Annotated in this window: 22 protein-coding genes; 12 read left to right on the top strand and 10 right to left on the bottom strand. The window is 72.5% G+C overall.

The window, feature by feature from the left end:
• Window position 1 precedes the first annotated feature (1 nt).
• The 3 genes from IPH07_02580 to IPH07_02570 all read right to left on the bottom strand — a co-directional run bounded on the left by IPH07_02580 (window position 2) and on the right by IPH07_02570 (window position 3,239).
• Window positions 2–973, bottom strand: a complete 972-nt coding sequence (locus IPH07_02580) for a DUF429 domain-containing protein (GenBank protein MBK6916264.1) — start codon at window positions 971–973, stop codon at window positions 2–4.
• Window positions 970–1,623, bottom strand: a complete 654-nt coding sequence (locus IPH07_02575; GenBank protein ID MBK6916263.1) for a hypothetical protein — start codon at window positions 1,621–1,623, stop codon at window positions 970–972. The genes IPH07_02580 and IPH07_02575 overlap by 4 nt, the downstream gene beginning before the upstream one ends.
• A gap of 161 nt (window positions 1,624–1,784) precedes the next feature.
• Window positions 1,785–3,239, bottom strand: coding sequence for a hypothetical protein (locus tag IPH07_02570; protein MBK6916262.1), 1,455 nt, complete (start codon window positions 3,237–3,239; stop codon window positions 1,785–1,787).
• Window positions 3,240–3,458: 219 nt separating this feature from the next.
• Between IPH07_02570 and prfA the strand changes: the two genes are divergently transcribed.
• Genes prfA through IPH07_02555 form a run of 3 tightly spaced genes read left to right on the top strand, consistent with a single transcriptional unit; the run spans window position 3,459 to window position 6,104 of the window.
• A complete protein-coding gene (gene prfA, locus IPH07_02565) occupies window positions 3,459–4,529 on the top strand; it encodes a peptide chain release factor 1 (GenBank protein MBK6916261.1) in 1,071 nt (356 codons plus the stop codon).
• On the top strand, window positions 4,526–4,825 hold the full coding sequence (locus tag IPH07_02560; protein ID MBK6916260.1) for a cell division protein ZapA: 300 nt from the start codon (window positions 4,526–4,528) through the stop codon (window positions 4,823–4,825). Before prfA ends, IPH07_02560 begins: the two co-directional genes overlap by 4 nt.
• 19 nt (window positions 4,826–4,844) lie before the next feature.
• Window positions 4,845–6,104 carry a tyrosine--tRNA ligase gene (locus tag IPH07_02555; GenBank protein MBK6916259.1) on the top strand — a complete coding sequence of 420 codons (1,260 nt, stop codon included), beginning with the start codon at window positions 4,845–4,847 and terminating at the stop codon, window positions 6,102–6,104.
• 9 nt (window positions 6,105–6,113) lie between these two features.
• Here the strand turns inward: IPH07_02555 and IPH07_02550 are convergent, their stop codons facing one another.
• The 3 genes from IPH07_02550 to dusA all read right to left on the bottom strand — a co-directional run bounded on the left by IPH07_02550 (window position 6,114) and on the right by dusA (window position 10,249).
• A complete protein-coding gene (locus IPH07_02550; GenBank protein MBK6916258.1) occupies window positions 6,114–6,479 on the bottom strand; it encodes a hypothetical protein in 366 nt (121 codons plus the stop codon).
• 12 nt (window positions 6,480–6,491) lie between these two features.
• Complete coding sequence (locus tag IPH07_02545; GenBank protein ID MBK6916257.1) at window positions 6,492–9,161, bottom strand: protein kinase; 2,670 nt, start codon at window positions 9,159–9,161, stop codon at window positions 6,492–6,494.
• Window positions 9,162–9,283: 122 nt separating this feature from the next.
• Entirely contained in the window at window positions 9,284–10,249 is a 966-nt protein-coding gene (dusA, locus tag IPH07_02540; protein ID MBK6916256.1) for a tRNA dihydrouridine(20/20a) synthase DusA, read from the bottom strand.
• Window positions 10,250–10,313: 64 nt separating this feature from the next.
• On the opposite strand from dusA, the gene IPH07_02535 reads away from it, so the two are divergent.
• The 5 genes from IPH07_02535 (at window position 10,314) to lspA (IPH07_02515) (ending at window position 14,210) form a co-directional block, all read left to right on the top strand.
• Window positions 10,314–11,135, top strand: a complete 822-nt coding sequence (locus tag IPH07_02535) for an NAD-dependent epimerase/dehydratase family protein (protein MBK6916255.1) — start codon at window positions 10,314–10,316, stop codon at window positions 11,133–11,135.
• Window positions 11,136–11,220: 85 nt separating this feature from the next.
• Window positions 11,221–12,126, top strand: coding sequence for a hypothetical protein (locus tag IPH07_02530; protein MBK6916254.1), 906 nt, complete (start codon window positions 11,221–11,223; stop codon window positions 12,124–12,126).
• Window positions 12,127–12,181: 55 nt separating this feature from the next.
• Window positions 12,182–12,733 carry a signal peptidase II gene (gene lspA / locus IPH07_02525; protein MBK6916253.1) on the top strand — a complete coding sequence of 184 codons (552 nt, stop codon included), beginning with the start codon at window positions 12,182–12,184 and terminating at the stop codon, window positions 12,731–12,733.
• A gap of 9 nt (window positions 12,734–12,742) precedes the next feature.
• The gene (locus tag IPH07_02520) at window positions 12,743–13,603 is read left to right on the top strand and encodes a prolipoprotein diacylglyceryl transferase (protein ID MBK6916252.1); all 861 of its coding nucleotides are present in this window, start codon (window positions 12,743–12,745) and stop codon (window positions 13,601–13,603) included.
• 22 nt (window positions 13,604–13,625) lie between these two features.
• The gene (gene lspA / locus IPH07_02515; GenBank protein MBK6916251.1) at window positions 13,626–14,210 is read left to right on the top strand and encodes a signal peptidase II; all 585 of its coding nucleotides are present in this window, start codon (window positions 13,626–13,628) and stop codon (window positions 14,208–14,210) included.
• Between the two features lie 39 nt (window positions 14,211–14,249).
• Here lspA (IPH07_02515) and IPH07_02510 read toward each other — a convergent pair whose 3' ends face one another.
• The 4 genes from IPH07_02510 to IPH07_02495 are packed head-to-tail and all read right to left on the bottom strand — an operon-like array spanning window position 14,250 to window position 17,634.
• A complete protein-coding gene (locus IPH07_02510; protein MBK6916250.1) occupies window positions 14,250–15,548 on the bottom strand; it encodes an anthranilate synthase component I family protein in 1,299 nt (432 codons plus the stop codon).
• 13 nt (window positions 15,549–15,561) lie between these two features.
• Window positions 15,562–16,194, bottom strand: coding sequence for a CDP-diacylglycerol--glycerol-3-phosphate 3-phosphatidyltransferase (pgsA, locus tag IPH07_02505; GenBank protein MBK6916249.1), 633 nt, complete (start codon window positions 16,192–16,194; stop codon window positions 15,562–15,564).
• The gene (locus tag IPH07_02500; protein ID MBK6916248.1) at window positions 16,191–16,868 is read right to left on the bottom strand and encodes an AIM24 family protein; all 678 of its coding nucleotides are present in this window, start codon (window positions 16,866–16,868) and stop codon (window positions 16,191–16,193) included. The genes pgsA and IPH07_02500 overlap by 4 nt, the downstream gene beginning before the upstream one ends.
• A 37-nt stretch (window positions 16,869–16,905) precedes the next feature.
• A complete protein-coding gene (locus tag IPH07_02495; GenBank protein MBK6916247.1) occupies window positions 16,906–17,634 on the bottom strand; it encodes a lytic transglycosylase domain-containing protein in 729 nt (242 codons plus the stop codon).
• Window positions 17,635–17,817: 183 nt separating this feature from the next.
• On the opposite strand from IPH07_02495, the gene nadB reads away from it, so the two are divergent.
• The 4 genes from nadB to IPH07_02475 all read left to right on the top strand — a co-directional run bounded on the left by nadB (window position 17,818) and on the right by IPH07_02475 (window position 21,314).
• On the top strand, window positions 17,818–19,419 hold the full coding sequence (gene nadB / locus IPH07_02490) for an L-aspartate oxidase (protein ID MBK6916246.1): 1,602 nt from the start codon (window positions 17,818–17,820) through the stop codon (window positions 19,417–19,419).
• A complete protein-coding gene (locus IPH07_02485; protein MBK6916245.1) occupies window positions 19,416–20,057 on the top strand; it encodes a hypothetical protein in 642 nt (213 codons plus the stop codon). The genes nadB and IPH07_02485 overlap by 4 nt, the downstream gene beginning before the upstream one ends.
• Before the next feature lie 192 nt (window positions 20,058–20,249).
• On the top strand, window positions 20,250–20,741 hold the full coding sequence (locus IPH07_02480; protein ID MBK6916244.1) for a CarD family transcriptional regulator: 492 nt from the start codon (window positions 20,250–20,252) through the stop codon (window positions 20,739–20,741).
• A 54-nt stretch (window positions 20,742–20,795) separates the two neighbouring features.
• On the top strand, window positions 20,796–21,314 hold the full coding sequence (locus IPH07_02475; protein ID MBK6916243.1) for a macro domain-containing protein: 519 nt from the start codon (window positions 20,796–20,798) through the stop codon (window positions 21,312–21,314).
• The last annotated feature ends 162 nt before the right edge of the window (window positions 21,315–21,476 follow it).

Here is a 21,476-nt window from a genome sequence, read left to right as displayed (position 1 = left end):
CTCAAGGCGACGAGGTCGCGGGCCGTCGCGGCAGCGCGATCCAGCCGTCTTGCAGCCACATCGTGCCGAGCGCCGCCGCGGCCGCGGCGGTGACCTCGGTGCCCTGCTCGCCGGCCGCCAGCTGCGCCGCGGAGGAGCAGCGCCCGCTCGCCCACAGCGACGCGGTGAAGGCACAGATGACGGCGTGGAAGACGTGGACGTTGCGGACCACCATCTCGGGCCACACGTACTCGAACGCGAGCCCCTTCGCGAGCGCATGCAGCACGCGCTTGCGTTGCTCCCACACCGTCGCTTGATCGCCGTGGTAGAGCGCGCGCGTGCGATCGCTGCCGAGCCACTGCACGAGCGTGAGCGCGGGCGCCACCTCGAGCAGGTTCTCGTGCAGTCGCAGCCGCGGCGACAGCCGGCGGCGCAGGAAGCTCGCGCGCGCCGCCAGCGGGCCGGTGCCCTGCCCCAGCGATTCGCGCGGCGACAGCCCGAGGCCCTGCAGCAACAGCTCGGCGGCCCGCTGGGTATAGGGCGTCACCGCGGGCTTGCCGGGGTCGCTGCGCCCGCGCGCGCGCAGGCGGGGCGCCCACGCACGCATCCACTGCACGACCGGCACCTCGCAGCGCTCGACCCCCGGGCACGGCAGCGTGCAGCGGATGCACGCCGGCAGCGTCAGCGGAGCATCGATCGCCACCAGCGTGTGGGCGTCGGTCCAGCGCTCGAGGTAGTCGACCAGCACGTCGTCGCGGAACAACGTGTCGCCGCCGCTCGGTTCGTCGTCGCGGCCGGTGCCGCGCTGGCCGTAGCGCAGCTTCGCGTCGGCCAGCACCAGCCGCCAGATGCCGTCGTGCTCGGTGTGCTCGAGCCGCGCGACCGCGGTGGTCTTGCCGCGGCCGCCACCGAGATCGACGCCGATGAAGCGACGCAGGCCCGCGCGCGCGCCTGCGTCACCCGTGGACGTCGACGGCGCGGGCGGCTCGGTCACTCGGGTCGCTCGGCGCCCTCGACCACCGACGGCGCACGGTCGCTGAGGAAGCGAATGTACGCGATGAGGGCCGGTAGCTCGAGCGCGGGCAAGGTGTCGACCAGCTCGCGCGCCTGTCGACGCAGGGTCTCGGTGGGGCCCTCGCCGCGCTGCCCGATGGGCTTCTCCAGCGGGATGTCGGGCTCGGGCGGCTGATCCGGGATGCCCCACGGCGGCTCCTCACCGAGCAGGATGTCCTGGGCCTCGAGCCAGCCGTTGATGTAGATGTGCAGCAGGTTGCCGCGGTAGGTGAACCACCGGTCGCGCTCGACCGGATACGACAGCAATACGTCCTTGAAGCGTCGGAACGCGCCCTTGCCGTCGATTGCGAGGATCAGCCGCTCGCGCAACGCGTCGTCGGCGACCGACTGTACGAAGCGCTCCATCCAGCGGTACTGCTCGCGGGACGACGCCGGATCGAGGTGCACGAAGCGGCCCTCGCTGCGGCGGATGAGCTGACGCTTCTCGTCGTCCTCGGGGCGCGAGTCGACGATCGTGGCGACCTGGCCGGTCTTCAGGTCGAGGTAGCTATGGGTCTCGGGCGCGTTGTGCTCGAAGGCTGTCTCCATTGCAGTCCAATCGGGCTTCGGCCCATGGGGCGAGACTCGCATGACGGATGATCTCCATGGGTGAGGGTCCGGCCTTGTCGGCACTCGGGCTGGTCAGACCCGCGGGTGACCGGACCTTGGTTCGGTGCGGACGCGCCCTGGGGGAACGCGCCTCGTTGAAGCCCGCAGCTTAGCACTTGTGGCGTGCACGGGCGCGAAAGCGTTCAGCCCCGCAGGCGCCGTCGCAGGCCCGCGAGCTCGCGGCGAAGCGCGGTGCGCTCGATCGCCCCCAGCTCGAAGCGACGCAGCAACGACTCGACCGCCTGCAGCGCAGCCGCACGCCCCGAAGCTCCGCGATAGCGGGCGATGCGTCGGGCCGCATCGGGTGGCGGGATCCGGTGCGGCAGCGCTTCGTCGGTGGCGCCCACCGGTGCTGGTGCCGAGGCAGCAGCCCGCGGCGCGGAGGACTCGCGGGCCATCGCGCCGGTCGAGGCGGCGTCCTCGTCCGACGTGGCCGTGGCCGCAGCCCCGGCCGCCGCCCGCAGGTGCTCGAGCTCGGCGGTGAGCTCGTCGACCGGACGCACGCGCAGCTGCGACAGCTCGCGCTCGAGCCCGGCCACGCGCCAGCGCAGGCTCTGCTCCCGCGCCAGCACGGCGTCCATGCGCTCGGCGGCACCGCTCGGATCGAGCGCACCGGCCAGCTGCTCGCGGACCTGGGCGAGGGCCTCGCGCAGCGCGGCGTTGTCGGCCTCGAGCGCGTCGATGCGCTCGACCTGGCGCTGCCGCTCGAGCCCGGCGAGCTCCGCCGCGCGGCGGGTCTCGTGCAGCTGCCGGCGCAGGCCGGCCACGACCCCGGCGGGCTCGACCACGTCGTCCTCGGGCAGCTCGACCAGCGTGAGCCCCTCGGCGAGCTCGGCGGCGTTGCCGACGATGCCGAGCCACACCGTGAGCGCCGGATCACCGGGGCCCAGGGTGTTGTCGAACGACAACGGCACCGGCTCCTCCGCGAGCGCGTCGAGGTCGTCGTCGTCGTCGTCCCACTGCGGCGCGCGGGTCTGCGTCGGCGCCTCGTCGTCGTCGTCGTCGTCGTCGTCGTCGTCGTCGGACTCGGCATCGAACTCGACGAACGCGAACATGCCCGGGGCGTAGCCGGCGTAGATCTTGGCGTCGGGCAGGCGCGGCCGCAGCAGCGCAGCGAACTCGTCGTAGGCGAGATCGTCGTCGACCGCGGTGACCACCGCCATGCGCCCGCGGCCCATCGCAGCCGCGACGTCGTCGAGCAGATCACGGGTCGGCCCGGCGAAGCGGCGCGCGTCGTCGCCGTCGTCCGCGGCGGCGCCGAGCGGACGTTCGTGCTCGCCGCGCACGAAGGTCACCAGCGCAATCTCCCATGGCGCACGGGCCACGCGGTCCTCGATCGCATCCATCGCCACGAAGCGAACCCCCGGCCAGTGCGGCGCGAGCAGGCGAGCGGTGTCGTCGGTGCCGACCAACATCCACACCGGCACGCCGCGCTCCCGTGGCACCAACGCGTCGAGCAGCTCGCGCCACGGCGCGTCGGCGCCGCGTCGCTCGACCAGCGCGTGCCGCAGCACGGCCTCGAGCTCGGGGTCGACGATCAGCCGCGCGCGCCCGCGCCACAGCGGATCGCAGAACGTATAGCGGGCAGCCCAGCGCATCGGCCTCTCCAGGGGCCACCTCTTATCAAGCCTGCCGCGGACGCGCCATGGCCTTGGCCGTATCGCCCGCGCGAGGGTGGTGTTTCGCGACGAGGGCCCACGGCACTACACTGTCGCCCGAGTCCGACCCGCGAAGGGCCGTCCGATCGCCGGTCCCCGCGCGGGGCCCACGACCACCCTCGCCCGACCAAGGCACCGACCTGCGCCATGGACACCCAGCTGCGCCGCAAACTCGAAGACATCCACGAGCGCCACGACGAGCTCGGAGAGATGCTGTGCGCGCCGGAGATCGTCGGTGACAAGACTCGCTTCCTCTCGCTGTCGCGCGAGCACGCCGAGCTGCGTCCGGTGGCCGAGGCCTTCGGCGAGTACCAGAACGTCGAGCGCGAGCTCGAGCAGACCCGCGCGCTGCTCGGCGACCCCGACATGCGCGAGCTCGCCGAGGCCGATCTGCCGCCGCTGCGGGAGCGACTCGCGCGGCTCGACGGCGAGCTGCAGAAGCTGCTGCTGCCGCGCGATCCCAACGACGGTCGCGACGTGCTGCTCGAGATCCGCGCCGGCACCGGTGGCGAAGAGGCCGCGCTGTTCGCCGGCGAGCTGTGGCGCATGTACAGCCGCTATGCCGAGCGCCAGGGCTGGAAGATCGAGCCGCTGACGGCGTCGGACGCCGCCGCCGGCGGTCTGAAGGAGGTCATCTGCGTGGTCCGGGGTAAGAACGTCTACGGCCGCCTCAAGTTCGAGTCGGGCGTGCACCGGGTGCAGCGCGTGCCCGCGACCGAGGCCCAGGGCCGCATCCACACCTCCGCGGCGACCGTCGCGATCATGCCCGAGGCCGACGAGGTCGACGTGCACGTCAACGAGTCCGACCTGCGGGTCGACACCATGCGCTCGTCGGGCTCGGGCGGGCAGCACGTCAACACCACCGACAGCAAGGTCCGCATCACCCACGTGCCGTCGGGCATCGTGGTGGAGTCGCAGCAGGAGAAGTCGCAGATCAAGAACCGCGAGATCGCGATGACGATGCTGCGCACCAAGCTGCTCGACGTCGAGCTACAGAAGCAGCAGGTCGCGCGCGCGGCAGCTCGCAAGTCGCAGGTGGGCTCCGGCGATCGCTCGGAGAAGGTCCGCACCTACAACTTCCCGCAGGATCGCGTGACCGATCACCGCATCGGCCTCACGCGGCACAACATCGACGGCTTCATGGCCGGCGATCTCGACGACGTCGTCGACGCGCTGTGCGCCCACGACGAGGCCGAGCGCCTGGCCGAGTCGCAGGGGGAGCGGCCGTGAAGCACAGCGTCGAGGTCGAGATCGCCGGGCAGCGCCTGACGATCCGCAGCGACGAGGGCCCGCAGTACGTGCAGGAGCTGGCCGACTACGTCGACGCGCAGCTGCGCCAGCTCGTGCCTGGCGGCCGCGCCAGCTTCAGCCTCCAGCGCGCGGCGCTGCTGGTCGCGATCCAGCTCGCCGACGAGCTGTTCCGCGAGAAGGACCTCCACCGTCAGTTCCGCCAGCGCGTCGGTGCCAAGCTCGACGCGCTCGAGCTCGCGTTGCAGGAACACGCCCGTCGACTCGACGAGCTGTAGCGTCACCGAAGAGACCCGCATGACCGACCCCACCGACTTCGCGTACACCTCGCCCGCGCTGCGCGAGCTCGCCGCCCGCGGCTTCATCGAGCAGGTCTCGGACCCGGCCGCGCTCGATGCCTTGCTCGCGGCCGGGCCGGTGACGTTCTACATCGGCTACGACCCCACCGCGCCGTCGCTGCACGTCGGCAACATGGTCTGCGTGATGGCCATGCGCCGCCTGCAGCGGCTCGGCCACCGGCCCATCGTCGTGCTGGGCTCGGGCACCGCGCGCATCGGCGACCCGAGCGGCAAGCAGGAGACGCGCAAGCTGCTCGACGACACCACCATCGCGCGCAACACCGAGGGCATCGCCCGCATCTTCGCGCGCGTCCTCGACGGCGAGCCCGCGCCGCAGGTGTTCGACAACTACAGCTGGCTGTCGCAGCTGGGCTACATCGAGTTCCTGCGCGACGTCGGCGTGCACTTCACCGTCAATCGCATGGTCGCGAGCAAGACCTACCGCGATCGGCTCGAGGCCGAGCAGCCGCTGTCGTTCATCGAGTTCAACTACCAGCTGCTGCAGGCCTACGACTTCTACCGCCTGCACCGCGACCACGGCTGCGTGCTCCAGCTCGGTGGCTCCGATCAGTGGGGCAACATCATCGCCGGCGTCGAGCTGGTGCGGCGCATGGCCGGCGGCTCGGGCACCGCCGCGCAGTGCCTCACGTTCCCGCTGCTGACCACCGCCGACGGCCGCAAGATGGGCAAGAGCGAGGCCGGCTCGGTGTGGCTCGACGGCAGCATGTGCTCGCCCTTCGACTACTACCAGTACTTCGTCGGCTGCGACGACCGCGACGTCCGGCGCATGCTGGCGATCTTCACCGACCTGCCGGTCGCCGAGATCGACGCGCTATGCCAGGCCGAGGGCGCGGCGCTACGCGAGGTGAAGCAGCGGCTCGCGTTCGAAGCGACCGCCATCTGCCACGGCCAGGAGGCCGCGAGCGCGGCCCAGGCCGCCGCTCGCCAGGCCTTCGGCGGCGGCGACGACTGGAGCGCGGTACCGCTGGTCGAACTCGACGTCGAGACCATCAAGCTGATCGAGCTCGTGGTCGATCCGAAGGTCGCGGCATTCCCGAGCAAGCGAGCCGCGCGCGAGCGCATCGAGGGCGGCGCCGTGCGGCTCGACGGGGCCCGCTGCACCGAGCCAGAGCGCGTGCTCGCGGGCGCCGACTTCGAGGACCGCACCCTGCGATTGCAGGCGGGCAAGCAGCTGCGCCTGCGCGTGCGCCTGGCTTGAGCCGGCGCGCTACTTGATCTTGGTGCGCAGGATGAGCCGCGGATTGGGGCTGGCCTGCATGCCGCCCGCACTGATCGCGAGATCGAACGATGCATCCGGGGCCCCCGCGGCCGGCACCGTGAACTCCGCCGTCGCACCGCCGCGCGCCGGCGTGAACGGCACCCACGGCCCGCCCGACGACGACCGCCACTGCGCGCTCACGGGCGCGCTGCTCGAGAGGTCCTGCACGAACACCTTCATGACCCCGGGGTTGGGATCGAACTCGTCGATGATGGTGCCGACCTGCACGCCGTTGACCGACACCACCAAGGCGGCTCCCACCTGCGAGGGCACGATGTTGACGGGGTCTACGTTCTCGAGCGTGATGGTCGCCATCGGAGCACCATCTTACTTGGGAAGCGGCCGCTTGGGATCGATGCGATCGGGGGCATCGGGTGCATCGGGTACGTCGGGTGCGTCGGGGTTGCTGTCGCGATGGCGGAGCGCGGTCTTGCGGAGGCGGTCGGCGAACGCGAGCAGCGACGGATCGTGGCCCGGCGCAGCCTCGATCGCCGCCCGCGCGGGCTCGATCTGCGCCAGCGCCAGGTCGGCATCGGCGGGCGAGCGCTCGAGCAGCGCCTCGGCGTAGTCGAGCCGCACGATCGCGAGCTCGACGTGGTCGGGCGCGTGGGCCCGCTCGGCGATCGCGAGCGCGCGGGCGTAGGCATCGACCGCCTCGTCGTGGGCCCCCTGCAGCAGTGCGACCGCGCCGATCCCGACCCACGCGAGCGCGAGGTCGGGATGATCCTCGGGCAGCTGTGCGCGCCCGATCTCGAGCACCCGCACGGCGTGCTCCCGCGCGGCCGCGAGCGAGCCGTGGTGCATCTCCCACTGCTGCAGCGCGGTGTGGACCAGCGCGAGGTCGGGATGCTGGTCACCGAGCGCGGCACGCCAGCCCTGCAGTGCGCGATCGAGCGCCACGCGGGAGGCGTCGACCTGCCCCCGCAGCAGCTCGACCTTGCCGAGGTTGTAGTCGATCGCCGCGAGCATCGGGTGCTCGGGGCCCAGCTGGGCGAGCGCGATCCGTCGCTGCCGCGCATGCAGGCTCGCCGCTTCGTCGAGCTCACCCGCCGCCTCGGCGGCATCGGCCGCGACGTCGAGCAGCGGCCAGCGGGTGGGCGCCAGGTCGTCGTCGTCGAGCGCCTCGACCAGGCCTTCGAGCTGCTCGCGCGCCGACGCGACGTCGCCCTCGAGCAGCGACAGCTGGGCACCGAGCAGACGCAGGCGCTCCTGCAGCCCCTCGTCGCCCAGCCGGACCACCGCTGCCCGCGCGCTGCGCAGGTCGTCACGACCCCGCACCGGGTCGCGCAGCTGGCCGATCGAGACCTTCGCCACCGACAACCAGGCCGATGCCGCGAGGGCATCGTCGCGCTCGGCCTCGGCCTGCAGCGCCGCCTCGCGAAGGTTCGCACGGGCGAGCTCGGACTCGCCGAGCGCACCGGCGAGCTCGCCGTCGAACGCCAACGCCTCGGCCTGCAATCCCGTGGAGCCGGTCGCCAGCGCCATCGCCCGCAGCTCGGCGCCGCGCCCTCGCAGTCGGCCGGCGTGGCCGAGCGCGAGCTCGGCACTCGCACGATCGAGCTCGCTGCGAACACGGGCCTGCTCGGCCCGGGCGGCGACGCTCGGCGCCGGCGACTCGCTGTGCTCCGCGCACTCGCTGCCGTCGGGGAGCGATGCGATCGCCCGCGCACGATCGAGGATGTCGTCGTCGCCACGCGCGAGCGCGTCGATCAACGCATCGACCCGCGAGAGCGCGCGCTCGAGGCAGCGATGGTGCGGCGGCGCGTCCTGGCCCTCGCAGGCCTGCTGTCGTCGCGTGCTGATGGCGTCGATGCGCGCGCCCAGGACCTCGAGCGCGGGCTCGTCGTGATCGCGCAGCGCCGCCACGCGATCCAAGCGGGCCTTCGCCGCGTCGCCCCGCGGGCCCAACTCGACGCAGGGCGCCGACTCGGCGCGGGCGCCGAACACCGGTACCGCCACGACCGCCAGCACGCCGGCCGCGGTCGCGATCGCGGCGCGTCGCGACGTCCGAGGCCGCACCGCGCGTTGCATCGCCTCGAGCAGCGCGGCCATGTCGGGCCAGCGCGCGCTCGACTCGTAGGCGAGGCCACGCGTCAGCACGCGCCACACCGACGCGGGCACCTCGGAGCGTGCCGGTGGCTGGGGACCGCTGCGATGGGCCTCGAACAGCTCGCCGATGCTCGCGCTCGCGAACGGTCGCTCACCCGCGAGCAGCTCCCACGCCATCACGCAAAACGCGAACTGATCGCAGCGCGGATCGATCACCTGTCGACGCAGCTGCTCCGGGGCCATGTACACCGGTGTGCCGACCACCGCGCCGGTGACGGTCAGTCGTGCCGACAAGGGGGTGTGCGGGCCCGGGCTCGGCGGCGTCGGCTCGGGCTCGACGTGCTCGGGCTCGGCGGTGTCGGCCGCGGCCCCCCGCGCGAGCCCGAAGTCGACCACGCGCACGCGCCCGTCGGCCGCCACCACCACGTTGTCGGGCTTGACGTCGCGGTGGACCAGACCGACGCGGTGGATCGCATGCAGACCCGCGGCGCACTGCTGCAGCGCGTCGAGCCGCCGCGCGATGCTCGGCCCCTGCTCGGCGAAGCGCCGCAGGGTGTCGCCGCGCACGATCTCCATCGCGATGTAGACCCGGCCCTTCACGGTGCCGACCTCGAAGATCTGCACGACGTTGGGATGGTTGAGCCGTGCCAGCGTCTGCGCCTCGCGCAGCAGCCGGGCCGCCGCCGCGCTGCTGCTGCTGCCGAGATCGGCGTGCACCAGCTTGATCGCAATCGTGCGATCGAGCTCGGGATCGCGGGCCGCGAAGACCTCGCCCATGCCACCGGCGCCGATGCGCTCGAGCACATGGTAGCGGCCGATCTGTGCCGGCGGTGCGACGCTCTCGCGCGCGCCGTCGCGTGCCGCCACGACGCCCGGCGACTCGAGTCGCACGGGCGCGAGCGAGATGGACAGGGTCGCCCGCGAGATCACCGAGTCGTCGTCGTTCACCGCCGCCCTCGTCACTCCCATCCTCGAGGTCCCGCGCGTCGCGCGATGACCCCGGCGACGATGGTGGCACGGCACGCCCATCGGCGCGACCACGATCCCGTCGATGATCCCATCGATCGAGGTCACGGCAGGACCGCAATCGCGGCATCGAGCGCCGCGAGGCCACCCCCGCGCGCCAGCGAGGCCACCGCGGCGCGGGCCCGTCGCGCCCCCGGGAGCGCGCGCCACAGACCCATCGCATGCCGGGTCACCGCGTAGGGGTCAGCACCGGTACGCGCCCATGCCTGCGCGCGCTCGCGCAGCGCCACCGCGATCTCGCGGCGCGAGCCGGTCGGCGCCGGCACACCGTACAGCCACGGGTCGACCTCGCGCCACGCCCAGGGGTCGTCGTAGGCCGATCGACCGATCATCACGCCGGCCAGTCGATCGTCGCGCAGGCGCTCGGCCGCGTCGGCGGGGGTCAGGAGGCCACCGTTGTAGATGACGGGCAGGCCCGGCCGAGCGGCCACCAGCGCGTGCACCTCGTCGGGCCGCAGCGGCGGCACGCTGCGGTTGCGCGCGGGCGCAAGCCCGCCGAGCACGGCGGCACGCGCGTGCACGATCACCCGCGCCGCGCCGGCCGACGCGACCGCGTCGACGAATGCGTGCAGGCGCTCGACGTGGTCGCGACCCGCGATGCCGAGTCGGTGCTTGACCGTGACGTCGACGCCGGCGACCGCGACCATGGCGGCGACCATCTCGGCGACCCGTGCGGGCTCGTCCATCAGCGCGACACCCCAGCGCGACGACGCCGCGGTCGGCGAGGGACAGCCACAGTTGAGATCGATCTCGACGAAGCCCCGCGCGGCGCCGATGCGCGCGGCAGCGGCCAGCGTGGCGGGCTCGCTGCCGCCCAGCTGCAGCGCCAGGGGTTGCTCGCACGGCTCGTGCGCGAGCTCGGCGTCGGCGCGCCCGCGGACGATCGCGTCGGCCGCGATCATCGGCGTGTACAGCAGCGCGCCGGCGCTGATGTGCCGGAACAGCCACCGGAAGTGGCGATCCGTCCGGTCCATCATCGGCGCGACGCTGAAGCGCCAGGGCGCGGGCATGCGCCGATGATGGTGCGACCGCGGTGGCGGCGACCGCAAGCACAGGTGCTATCGTCGCCCGCACGTGACGGTCGCGGTCCTCGGCGCGGGTTGGCTCGGTGCGGCGGTCGCTGCGGCGCTGCCGGGCGACGTGATGGCGACCACCCGCAGCGGCACGCGATCGCCGGCACTCGGGGCCGACATCGAGCTCCACGCGCTCGACCTGCTGCGCGACGACGTGCGCACGCATGCGATTGTCCGCGCCGACACCTGGGTCGTCGCCGTCGCCCCCGGCCGCGACCAAGGGCGCGAGGCGGTGTACCTCGAGGGTGCGCGCCGCATGCTCGCCGCGCTGCCCCACGCGCCCTCGCGTCGCCTGGTGTGGATCGGCTCGACGTCGGCGCTGCCGGATCTCGACGCCGAGCTCGACGAAGACTGCACGGCGTGGCCCGAGCACGAGCGCGGTCGCGTCCAGCGGCAGGCCGAGGGGCTGGTCGCCGAGGCTTGCGGGCGCGCGGGCACGCCATGGTTCGTGCTCCGCATGGGCGGGCTGTACGGCCCCGGCCGCGAGCTCGCGCGGCTGTACGGCGGCGAGGCGACGGGTCCACGCGCGGCCGCGCGACCGAGCCACGGCATGAACGCGACCAACCTCGTGCACCGCGACGACGCCGTCGCAGCGGTGCTCGCCGCGATCGCACAGCCGCGCGAGCGCAGCGGCATCGTGCATGTGGTCGACGACGATCACTGCCCGCGTCGTACGATGATCGATCACGCACGCCGCGAGGCCGGGCTCCCGCCTGCGATCTGGGCGGACGCCGACGAGCGCGTGATCGGCAAGCGCGTGCGCAACGACCGACTGCGAAGCTGGCTCGGCGTCACGCTCGCCCATCCCCGACACGGCGGGTGACCTGCCCGAACGGTGGGGCCTCGGGGTGTGAATTTCGGTGCCGGACCTTGCGACCCCCGAGACCCGGGCTTAGAGGTAAGGGCCCATGTCCCCCGTCGCGCTCGCGGTCACCGAAGCCCTCCCCGTGCCCGCTGCGACCGAGGCGGTCGATCTCCAGGCGCTGCAGCTCGAGCTCGATGCCGTGGCCGACGAGGCCGCGACCGCCCGCGCCGAGGGTCTGGGCCTGGATCGCGCCGTGAGGGACCCACGGTTCCCAGCGCTGGTCGGCTTCCACCGCGATCTACAAGATGCGCTCTTCGTCGAGGTCGACGAGCCCATCGTCGGTTGGCTCGCCGAGCTGCGCGGCGGCGACAGCGAGAGTCACGGTCGGCTCGAGCACTTCGCGGACGCGTTGTCCCGCACCGCGCGACACGACGACGGCAGCGGTCGCACGCGCGCACTCGCGGAGCTGCTGGTGTTCGAGGCCGTGCGGCTGCGGCTGTGCGTGGTGCTGTGGAGCAGCCAGGACTACGAGCGCACCGGCGGACACGACGACGACATCGATCAGGTCGCATGGTCGGAGGTCGAGGCCATCCTCGCCCGCCCCGAGCTCGCGCAAGGCGGCGTGCGCCCGCTGCAGGTGATGTTCGCGGCCGCGTGCGTGCAGCTGTTCCGCGGCACCCACGAGCGCATCGACGAGCTGCGCCGCAGCAGCGACGAGGTCCAGGAGCAGCTGGGTGTGCGCGCCCGCCTGAAGGCCGCGCTCCGCGAGCTCCGCCTGCCCGAGGCGGTGCTGCTGGAGAACGCGCTCTCGAACCTGCTCGGCGAGGACCGCCTCGAGCTCGAGGCGCTCAAGGCCGCCCACCCGCTCGCGCTCGATGGGCTCTCGCGCCAGGCGATGGACCAACGGGTCTCGCGCGGCCGCAAGGCGCTGGGCGCCGGTCCCGAGCACTGGCCGCGGCGGCGGCGACCTGCGCTGTTCGATCTGCTGCGCGACGACGATCGACGCTGACGTCGGGGATCCCGGCCGGGCCGGGCCGTGCTAAGCCAGCCCCGACGGTCTCGCGATGGCGCACAGAGACGGCGACACGGCCCTGCGCATGCGTCGATTGCTGGTGGTGGCGATCGCCGCCGCGATCACGCTGCTGGCCGACCTCTCGAGCAAGGCGTGGGCGTGGCACGAGCTGCGACCACACCCCCACCCGCCGCGGATGCCGATCCCGGGCGTGCTGCACTTCGCGTTCTCGCTCAACACCGGCGCTGCGTTCGGCATGCTGCGCGACGCGAGCTGGTCGCGTCATCTGCTGGTGGCGGTCGCGATCGCGGTGGTGGCGTACCTCGTGCGGCTGGCGTGGCGATGGCCCGGTCGCGCGTGGCTGGCGGCGGTCGGCATCGGGCTGCTGATGGGCGGCGCGCTCGGCAACCTCCACGACCGCCTGACCCGCGGCGTGAAGGTCTACGGCGAGGGCGTGCGCCACGGCGTGGTCGACTTCATCGTCGTGTACTACTGGCCGGGACGTCCGTGGCCCGCGTTCAACCTCGCCGACGTCGCACTCCTGCTGGGCATGATCGTCGTCGCGTGGTCGCTGTGGCAGCATCGAGCCGCGCTCGCGCGCTGACGGATCCGCATGCACCCGACGCTGTTCGAGCTGCCATGGGGTGGCACCGCCAACGCCTACGGCACGCTGATCCTGCTGGGCACGCTGGCGAGCATGCCCGGTGTGTGGTGGGATGCGGGGCGCCGCGGCGTCGCGGCCGATCGACGCGCGTCGTTCTTCGTCGACTTCTACCTCGCGCTCGCGCTCGGGGCCTTCGTGGGCGGCCGACTCCTGCACGTGCTGACCATGCCGCGCGAGTACGTCGACGATCCCATGCGGGTGTTCGTCAGCGACGGCACCGGCTTCGTGTTCTTCGGCTCGTTGTTGGCGATCGTCGCCTCGTGGGCGTGGTTGGCGCGCCGCCATGGCGTGTCCTTCGCGACGCTGTGCGATCTCGCCGCGACGTGGATGGCGCTCGGACACGGTTTCGGCCGCCTGGGCTGCTTCTTCGCCGGCTGCTGCTGGGGCGCGCCCGGGCCCACGCCACCGGCGATGTCGTTCGGCCCGGAGTCGATCGTCGCGCTGTCCGAGGGCGCGCCCTTGGTCGACGGCGCGACCGTGCCGCTACACCCGGTGCAGCTCTACGAGTCGATCGGGCTGTTCGTGCTCGCCGCGGTGCTCATCGCGATCCGGTGCTTGCGCGGCGTCGAGCCGCGCTGGCGTCAGGCCAGCCGCTACGCCCTCGGCTACGGGCTGCTGCGCCTGCTGACCGAGATGTTCCGCGGCGACGCCAGCCGCGGGCTGGCGTGGACGTGGAGTTCGCCGACACTGGCCGAGCTGCTGGGCCTGCCGCCGGCGCAGCCGTTGCTCCTGTCGAGCTCGCAGGCAATGGCGCTGGTGCTGGTGCTGGTCGGCGTCCTCGGCCTGCGACGCACGCGCCCACGCGCGTAGGTGCTATGCTCGCGCCCGGCAAATGTCCGACGCTCCCCCTTCGTCCGCGCCCGCGGAGCCCTCGCGTTCGAGCCGCCTGGTGCTGCTCGGCATCGTCGCCGCCCTCACGCTCGCGCTCGATCTGTGGAGCAAGGCGTGGGCCTGGGACACCCTCCGCGAGGGTGCCTCGGTCGAGGTGATCGAGAACTGGTTCTACTTCGAGTTCGGCTTCAACACCGGCTCGGCGTTCTCGTTCTTGCGCGACGCCAGCTATGCCCGGCTGGTGTTCATCGCCGTGACGCTGCTGGCGCTGGCCTACATGGGCAAGCTCGCGATGACGCTACCGACGCGCTGGGCCTCGGCCTACGTCGCGATCGCGCTGGTCTCCGGCGGCGCGCTCGGCAACCTCCACGACCGCTTCGTGCGGGTCATGGAGATCCGCGGCGAGGCCCGGCACGGCGTGGTCGACTTCATCAAGGTCTTCTACTGGAAGGACAGCCCGTGGCCGACCTTCAACGTCGCCGACGTCGCGTTGGTGGCGGGCGTGGCCCTGCTGTTCATCTTCCTCACGCGCCACGGCGAGACGATCGACGCGAAGGCGAAGGCCGGCGAGCCCGCTCCGGCCTAGGCGGCGCCGTCGCGGGCCGGCGGCCCCGCCGTCCGTTCGTCATGGCGCGGTGTCGGGCGCGAACGCCCGCACCTTGGCCCAGGTCTCGCGTCGCTCCGCCTCGGGCTCGCTGTCGATGACGATGCCGCCGCCGGCATGCAGCGAGAGCCCCTCGCGATCGAGCACGCCGGTGCGGATCGGGATGCTCATGCGCAGCCCGTCGGGTGCGAGCACGAAGATGGCGCCGCAATAGAGCCCGCGTGGGTGCTGCTCGAGCGCTTCGATGATGGCCATGGTGCGGCGCTTGGGCGCGCCGGTGATGCTGCCGCCCGGCACCATCGCTTCGACCAGCGCGCGCAGCCCGATGTCGGGCCGCAGGGTCGCGCGGATCTCGGTGACGAGGTGATGCACGGTCGGCAGCGGCAGCGCGCTCGGCTCCCGTGCAGCGACGACCGAACCCACCTGCGCCAGGCGGCCCAGATCGTTGCGCACGAGATCGACGATCATCACGTGCTCGGCGCGGTCCTTTTCGCTCGCCAGCAACGCGGCGGCGGCCGCCCGATCCCGCGCCGGATCGGACTCTCGCACGCGCGTGCCCTTGATCGGCCGGCTGGTCGCGACCACCGGATGCACACCGTCGTCGTCGACATCGAGCAGCGTCTCGGGCGAGTTCGACACCACCCACGCCGCGGCCAACCGCAGCAGCGCGCCGCGCTCGGCCGGCGCGCGGGCCCGCAGCGCGCCATACAGCGCCGCCACCCGCGTGGCCAGCGACCCGGCCGTCGGCTCGCGCCAGTGCGCGACGAAGCGCTGCGCCAGGTTGACCTGGTAGCTGTCGCCCGCGAAGAGGTGCTGCTTGGCGGCCAACACCTGCGCCCGGTAGTGCGCGGGCGACCACACCGCCACCGGCGGCGTCAGCGGCCACGGGCCCCCCACGTCCGCGGGTTGGACCTCCGCAAACCACGGCGGCAGAGCGTCGTCGCCGTGGACCCGCACCACGCCGTCGCGGCCACGCTCGAGCGCGCACGCGTAGCGCCGCAGCAGCAGCCCCGGCAATGCGCGGGGTCGCGGCGCACGTGCGGCCGCGAGGTCGGCCGCGAAGTCGTAGGTGATGGCGCCGATCCAGATGCGCGAGCGATCACCACGCCACGCGCGATCGACCACGTCGAGCAGCGCCGGGTCGTCGCCCTCGAGCTCGCGATCGGCGTGCAGGCCGAGGAACGATCGCCCGTCGTCGCCGCCGTCGAGCCATGCGAAGCCCGGAGTGTCGGCCGCGGCGGCCCGCAGCGCGGCGTCGACCCAAGCGGCGGGCTGGTGCAGACGCGGCGGCGTGCGATCGCGGGGTCGAGACGCGCCCACCGCCACCCCCCGCCTACGCGGTACGCCGCTGCTTGAGCGCGTTGCCGAACTCCAGCGTGTACGTGAGCGCCGACCACAGCGACAGCGCGAGTGCGAGGTACAGCCAGCCCATGCCCATGATGTGGAAGTCGATCGGCGAGTCGACCAGCGGCATGCGGTAGCGGTAGCGCGCCAGCACGCAGCAGATGCCGACCAGCTGGAAGATCGTCTTGGCCTTGCCGCCCTCGCCGGCCGCGATCACCACGCCCTGGTTGGCGGCGACCGAGCGCAGGCCGGAGATGTAGAAGTCGCGCCCGAGCATCAACACCACGATCCACGGCGGCAAGAGGCCGACCATCACCAGCCACACCATCACGCTCATGGCCATGAGCTTGTCGGCCAGCGGATCGACGAACTTGCCGAACACGGTCACGAGGTTGCGCGAGCGCGCCAGCCAGCCGTCGAGGATGTCGAGGCCGCTGGCGGCGGCGAACAACAGCGCCGCGTAGAAGTTCCGCAGCGGATCGGTGGGATCGATGAGCACCAACACCGGCGGGATGAGGAACAGCCGCCCGATGGTGATGAGGTTGGGCAGGTTCAGCACCTCGCGCTTGAACGACTCCCAGCCCTGCGGTCGCGTGCGCCGCTCGCCGGCGTCGTCATTCATGCGCGGCTCCCTGCGGCCGGCAACGAGCCCGACTCGCTGCGACGCGACGGCGGCGTCGAGACCCCCGGCAACACCACGAACACCGCGCCCTCGCCCTCGCAGTGCAGGAAGCCGATCTCGGGCTCGAGGTGCGGCACCACGTTGCCGACCCAGCCGACGAAGCCGCTGCGATGCACGCGATAGGGCCGCTCCGGCGAGATCTTCACCGCCACCAGCTCGCCGGGCACCCGCAGCGCCACTGCGCCCTCGCCCACGATGCGCACCAGCGAGATCGATCGACGCGAGCGCGGCAGCTGACCGACGTCCCACATCAGCGTCGACTCCATGGCCCAGATGTAGCTCTCGACGAAGAAGCACAGGTCGCGCTGCAGCTGCAGCGCCAAGAAGCGCTCGTGCTCGCGCGACAGCACCAGCTGGCCCTCGCCTTCCATCGAGACCAGGCGCTGGAACACCTCCGGCACCGCGCGGCCCTGCATGCGGCGGTTGACTGCGCGGATGTCGAGGTTCTCGCTGCACAGCAGCACCGCCTCGGTGCGCGTCATCATCTCGCCGCGCACCGTCACCATGAGGTGGCCGTCGGCCGTCAGCGACAAGGTCGGCGTGTCGCGTCCGGGGTTGAGCAGGCGTCCGAACGCGAACTCGGTGACGCCGGGGATCGGGGGCGGCAGCGGCATGCCGGGCGCGAGACTACCGCAAACGCCCGCGGCGCGTTCAAGGCTCGAGGTGTCGCGCCGGCGCCCGGCGCAGCTCGCCGGCGCTGCCGGCCTGGCGCTCGTAGGCGTAGAAGCGACGCAGGACCCCGCGCACGTAGGCGCGGGTCTCCTCGAACGGTGGCACGCCGCCGTACTTCTCGACGTTGCCGGCGCCCGCGTTGTAGGCCGCCAGCACCAGCACCATGTCGCCGCCGTAGCGGTTGGCGAGCAACCGCAGGTAGCGCGCACCGCCGTGGATGTTCTGCGCCGGATCGAAGGCCTCGCGCACGCCGAGCGTGCGGGCGGTCCGCGGCATCAGCTGCATGAGGCCCATCGCACCGGCCCGCGAGACCGCGTGGGGATAGTAGTTCGACTCGGTGTGGATCACCGCGCGCAGCAGCGACTCGGGCAGCTGATAGCGGGTCGCTGCGGCGCGGATGATGCTGTCGTAACGATGGAAGCGCTCGGCCCCCAGCGCGACCGGCTGGTCGTCGCCCGCGCGCCGCTGCGGGCCCTGGCCCTTGCTGGCGTTGCCCGGCAGGCTCTTCCACAGCTGCCAGGCGCCGCGCTCGCGACCGGGCAGGTTGGTGACGTGGATGGTGCCGTCGCGATCGACGTAGCGGTAGTAGTTGTTGCGACCGTCGGCCGCGCTCGCGCCCGGCGACGACAGGCCGAGCGCCCACGCCAGCCCGAGCGCGGCGGCCAGCACCGCGGCGGCGCGGACGACGAAGGGGCGCAGTCGCGACATCGGCCCCGGCAGTGTAGCGCGCGGTCGCCCGCCGACGCACGAAAGCCGCGGGTCTCGACCGGTCACGCGCCCCGCGAGGCCACCGTCCAGGTGGTGGCCAGGTCATCGGACCCGCCGGGCGCGAGCGATCGCGCGCGGCTTTTGGGCTACATTGCCGTCGCACACCAAGCCGGGGCCCGCCGCTTGACCACCGAGATCCATCACAGTGACGTGCTCGTGCTCGGCAGCGGGCTCGCCGGTCTCTACTTCGCGCTCGAGGTCGCCGACCGCATGCGCGTCACGATCCTCACCAAGGCGGTGCCGGAGAGCTCGAACACGCAGTGGGCCCAGGGCGGCATCTCGGCGGTGTTCGACGACGACGACTCGGTCGCGTCCCACGTCGACGACACGCTGCGGGTCGGCGCGGGCCTTTGCGATCGCAGCTTCGTCGAGCACGCCGTCGAGCTCGCGCCCACGCTGGTCGGGCGGCTCGCCAACGTCTACGGCGTGCAGTTCGATCGCGAGGACGGCAGCGGCGGCTTCGTGCTCGGCCGCGAGGGCGGCCACAGCCACCGCCGCGTCGTGCACCACCTCGACACCACCGGCGCCGAGATCGTGCGCGGCCTGCTGGCCGCGGCGATGCGGCACCCCAACATCCGCATCCTGCCGCACCAGATGGTCGTCGATCTGTTGTCGTGGTCGAAGCAGGACGGCTCGCGGGGGTGTTTCGGCGCCTACAGCCTCGACGTGCCGACCGGCGAGGTGCACTGCCACGTCGCCCGCGTGACCCTGCTGGCCACCGGCGGCGCCGGCAAGGTCTACCGCTACACCAGCAACCCCGACGTCGCGACCGCCGACGGCGTCGCGATGGCGTACCGCATCGGTGCCACGGTCGGGAACCTCGAGTTCATGCAGTTCCATCCGACCTGCCTGTTCCACCCCGGCGCGGGCAGCTTCCTGGTGTCCGAGGCGGTCCGCGGCGAGGGCGGGATCCTGCGCCGCAAGGACGGCTCGGGGCTCATGGACGGGCGCCATCCGATGGGCAGCCTGGCGCCGCGCGACGTGGTCGCGCGGGAGATCGACGCCGAGCTCAAGCGCACCGGCGAGCCATGCGTGTTCCTCGACGTCACGCACCTCGATCCCGAGTTCGTGATCGGCCGCTTCCCCGCCATCCATCGCCGCTGCCTCGAGCTCGGCATCGACATGCGGACGCAGCCGATCCCAGTGGTACCCGCGGCCCACTACATGTGCGGCGGCGTGAAGGTCGATCGCTGGGGGCGCACCGACATCCCGGGCCTGCTGGCCGCCGGCGAGGTCTCGCTCTCGGGCATGCACGGCGCCTGTCGCCTCGCGAGCAACAGCCTGCTCGAGGCCGTGGTGCTGGCGGCCGGGGCCGCGCAGGTCTGCGACGAGTTCGGCCGCACGCCCCCGACGGCGGTGCGCGACTGGAACGCCGGCGACACCGTCGACTCCGACGAGGCCATCATGGTCAGCGCCAACTGGGGCGAGGTGCGGGCCGCGATGTGGAACTTCGTCGGCATCGTGCGCTCCGACAAGCGACTCGAGCGCGCGCGACGACGCATCGAGCTCATCCGCGAGGAGATCCGCGAGTACTACGTGCGCCACCGCGTGACGCGGGATCTGCTGGAGCTGCGCAACGTCTCGCTGGTCGGCCACCTCGTGATCGAGTGCGCGAGACGGCGGCTCGAGAGCCGCGGCCTGCACTACAACCTCGACTATCCCGCGCCGAACGAGGCCTTCGCCCACGACACCGTGTTCGACAAGCGACAGGGCGTGACCGCATGAGCCGCACGCGCCGCAGCTGGGTGCTGGTCGCAGGCCTGCTGCTGGGCTGCCGCCACGCGCCGATCCACTCGCCACAGGCGCTGCGCGACGCCTGGCTCGACGCGCTCGAGCACGACGATCCGCGCGCCGCCTATGCCCTGCTCGGCCGCGATGCACGGGCACGCGAGCCCTACCCCGCGTTCTTGGCCCGCTGGCGTGCCGACGCGAGCGAGCGCGCGGCCGTGCTGGCCGCAGCGCGCGCCAGCAAAGACGACGCGATCGTGCAGCGCAGCGCGACCGCGGTGCACCGCAACGGCGTGGTCGTGCGGTGGACGAAGATCGGCAAGCACTGGTTGGTGGTCGACGGACTGCCGGGTGCGCAGCACGCCAGCACCCCGGCGGAGGCGATCCGCGGCTTCCTGCACGCGCTCGCGCGCACCGATCTCGCGTCGGCCGAGCACTTCCTCGCCGACGATCTGCGCGAGGCCATGCACGAGGACTGGGCGCGCCGGGCCGAGGCCATCGAGGCCGCCCTGCGCGTGCCGGGGGCGGTCGAGCTCAGCGACGATCTCTCGCGTGCACAGCTCCGCTACGAACCGCAGCGGGTGTTGACCCTCGAGCAGACCCCCGGCGGCTGGACCATCACCGCCCTCGAGTAGGCGGGGTCGGCGGCGCCAGCGGCCAGGGTGGCGACTGCAGTTGCCGTGACCCGGCGTCTCCGGCTACGACGGTTGCCAGCCGAACGGGCTGCGAAATCCGCGCATTCCGTGTATGGGCGCCCCTCCTACATCGAGGCATGGAACTTGCTCACGGGGCCGTCGCCGGGCGTTCGCCGCCCGAGGAGGCAGCGCATGGAGCCCTCGTTTCGCGTCGGAGACAAGTCGGTTTACCCCACCCACGGCGTGGCAGACGTCGTTGCGGTCGAGCTCAAGACCGTCGCGGGGAGCGACCTGGCGTTCTACCACCTGCGCGTGATGGGCTCGGGCCTCAAGATCATCGTGCCGGTGCACAAGGCCGTCGAGAACGGCATGCGACCGGTGGCCGCCGAGGCCGAGGTCGACGAGCTGTTCGAGCTGCTGCGGGACCACGAGGTCCCCTGTGACCGCCAGACCTGGAACCGACGTCACCGCGGCTTCATGGAGAAGATCCGCACCGGGTCGCTCTTCGAGGTCGGCGAGGTCTACCGCGACCTGTCCCTGCTCAAGCAGACCAAGCAGCTCTCGCACAGCGAGAAGCAGATGCTGCGGACGGCGCGGGACCTGCTGGTGAAGGAGCTCGCCGTGGCCCGCGCCTCTTCGGAGGATCAGGTCGCGAAAGAGCTGGACTCGATGTTCAAGAACTAGCACCCTCCGCGGGCTTCTTGGCCGGTCCGAGACGGCCAAAGGGACGTACGCCACGTGGAGAACGCCGATCACATCCAGCTGCAGATCTGCACCGACCCCTGGGACGAGGTCGACGTGGACGCGTTCGTCTGCCCGACCAACTCCACGGGGTTGATGTCGCACTACCCGGCCGCCAAGCTGCGCGAGCTCGCCGGCGTCGAGATCGAGGGCCTGGTGCGGGAGCACGTCCCGCTGGCCATCGGTGCCGCGTTCGTCACGCCGGCCGGGAAGATGAAGGCGCGGCACCTCATCCACGTGCCCAACACCGAGGAACCGGGGGGCCGCGTGCAGGTCGAGGATATCCTGCGGGCGACCGCGGCGGTGATCGTCGCGTGCCAGGTGAAGGGCTTCACCAGCGTCGCGATGCCGCTGATGGGCGCCTTCGAGACCGGCATCCCCGCCGAGGAGGCCGCGCGCGCGATCCACAGCGAGTTCCGCGCGTGGCGCGGCGACAAGCCGCTCAAGGTCGTGTTCATGGCCAAGGACGCCGACGAAGTCGAGGTGTTCGAGATGGCCATCGAAGGCACCGGCTAGCCGCGGCACGCGTGGCGGTGGAGATCCCCGCCGTTTCGCGCCCGCGCCCGACGTCGACGGCCCGGCCCGACGGGCCGCGATGCAGCGCCTGCGGGCGCGAATTCCCGCGCCAGACGGCCTCGGCAACCCCATCGCCGACTCGGGCACGCACCGTCGCGCGCG

It is taken from the genome of Deltaproteobacteria bacterium, assembly GCA_016709225.1.
Lineage (GTDB): Bacteria > Myxococcota_A > Polyangia > Nannocystales > Nannocystaceae > Xiheibacterium > Xiheibacterium phototrophicum.
The sequence above is the reverse complement of the archived record's forward strand: the minus strand, read 5'-3'. Positions and strand labels throughout refer to the sequence as shown.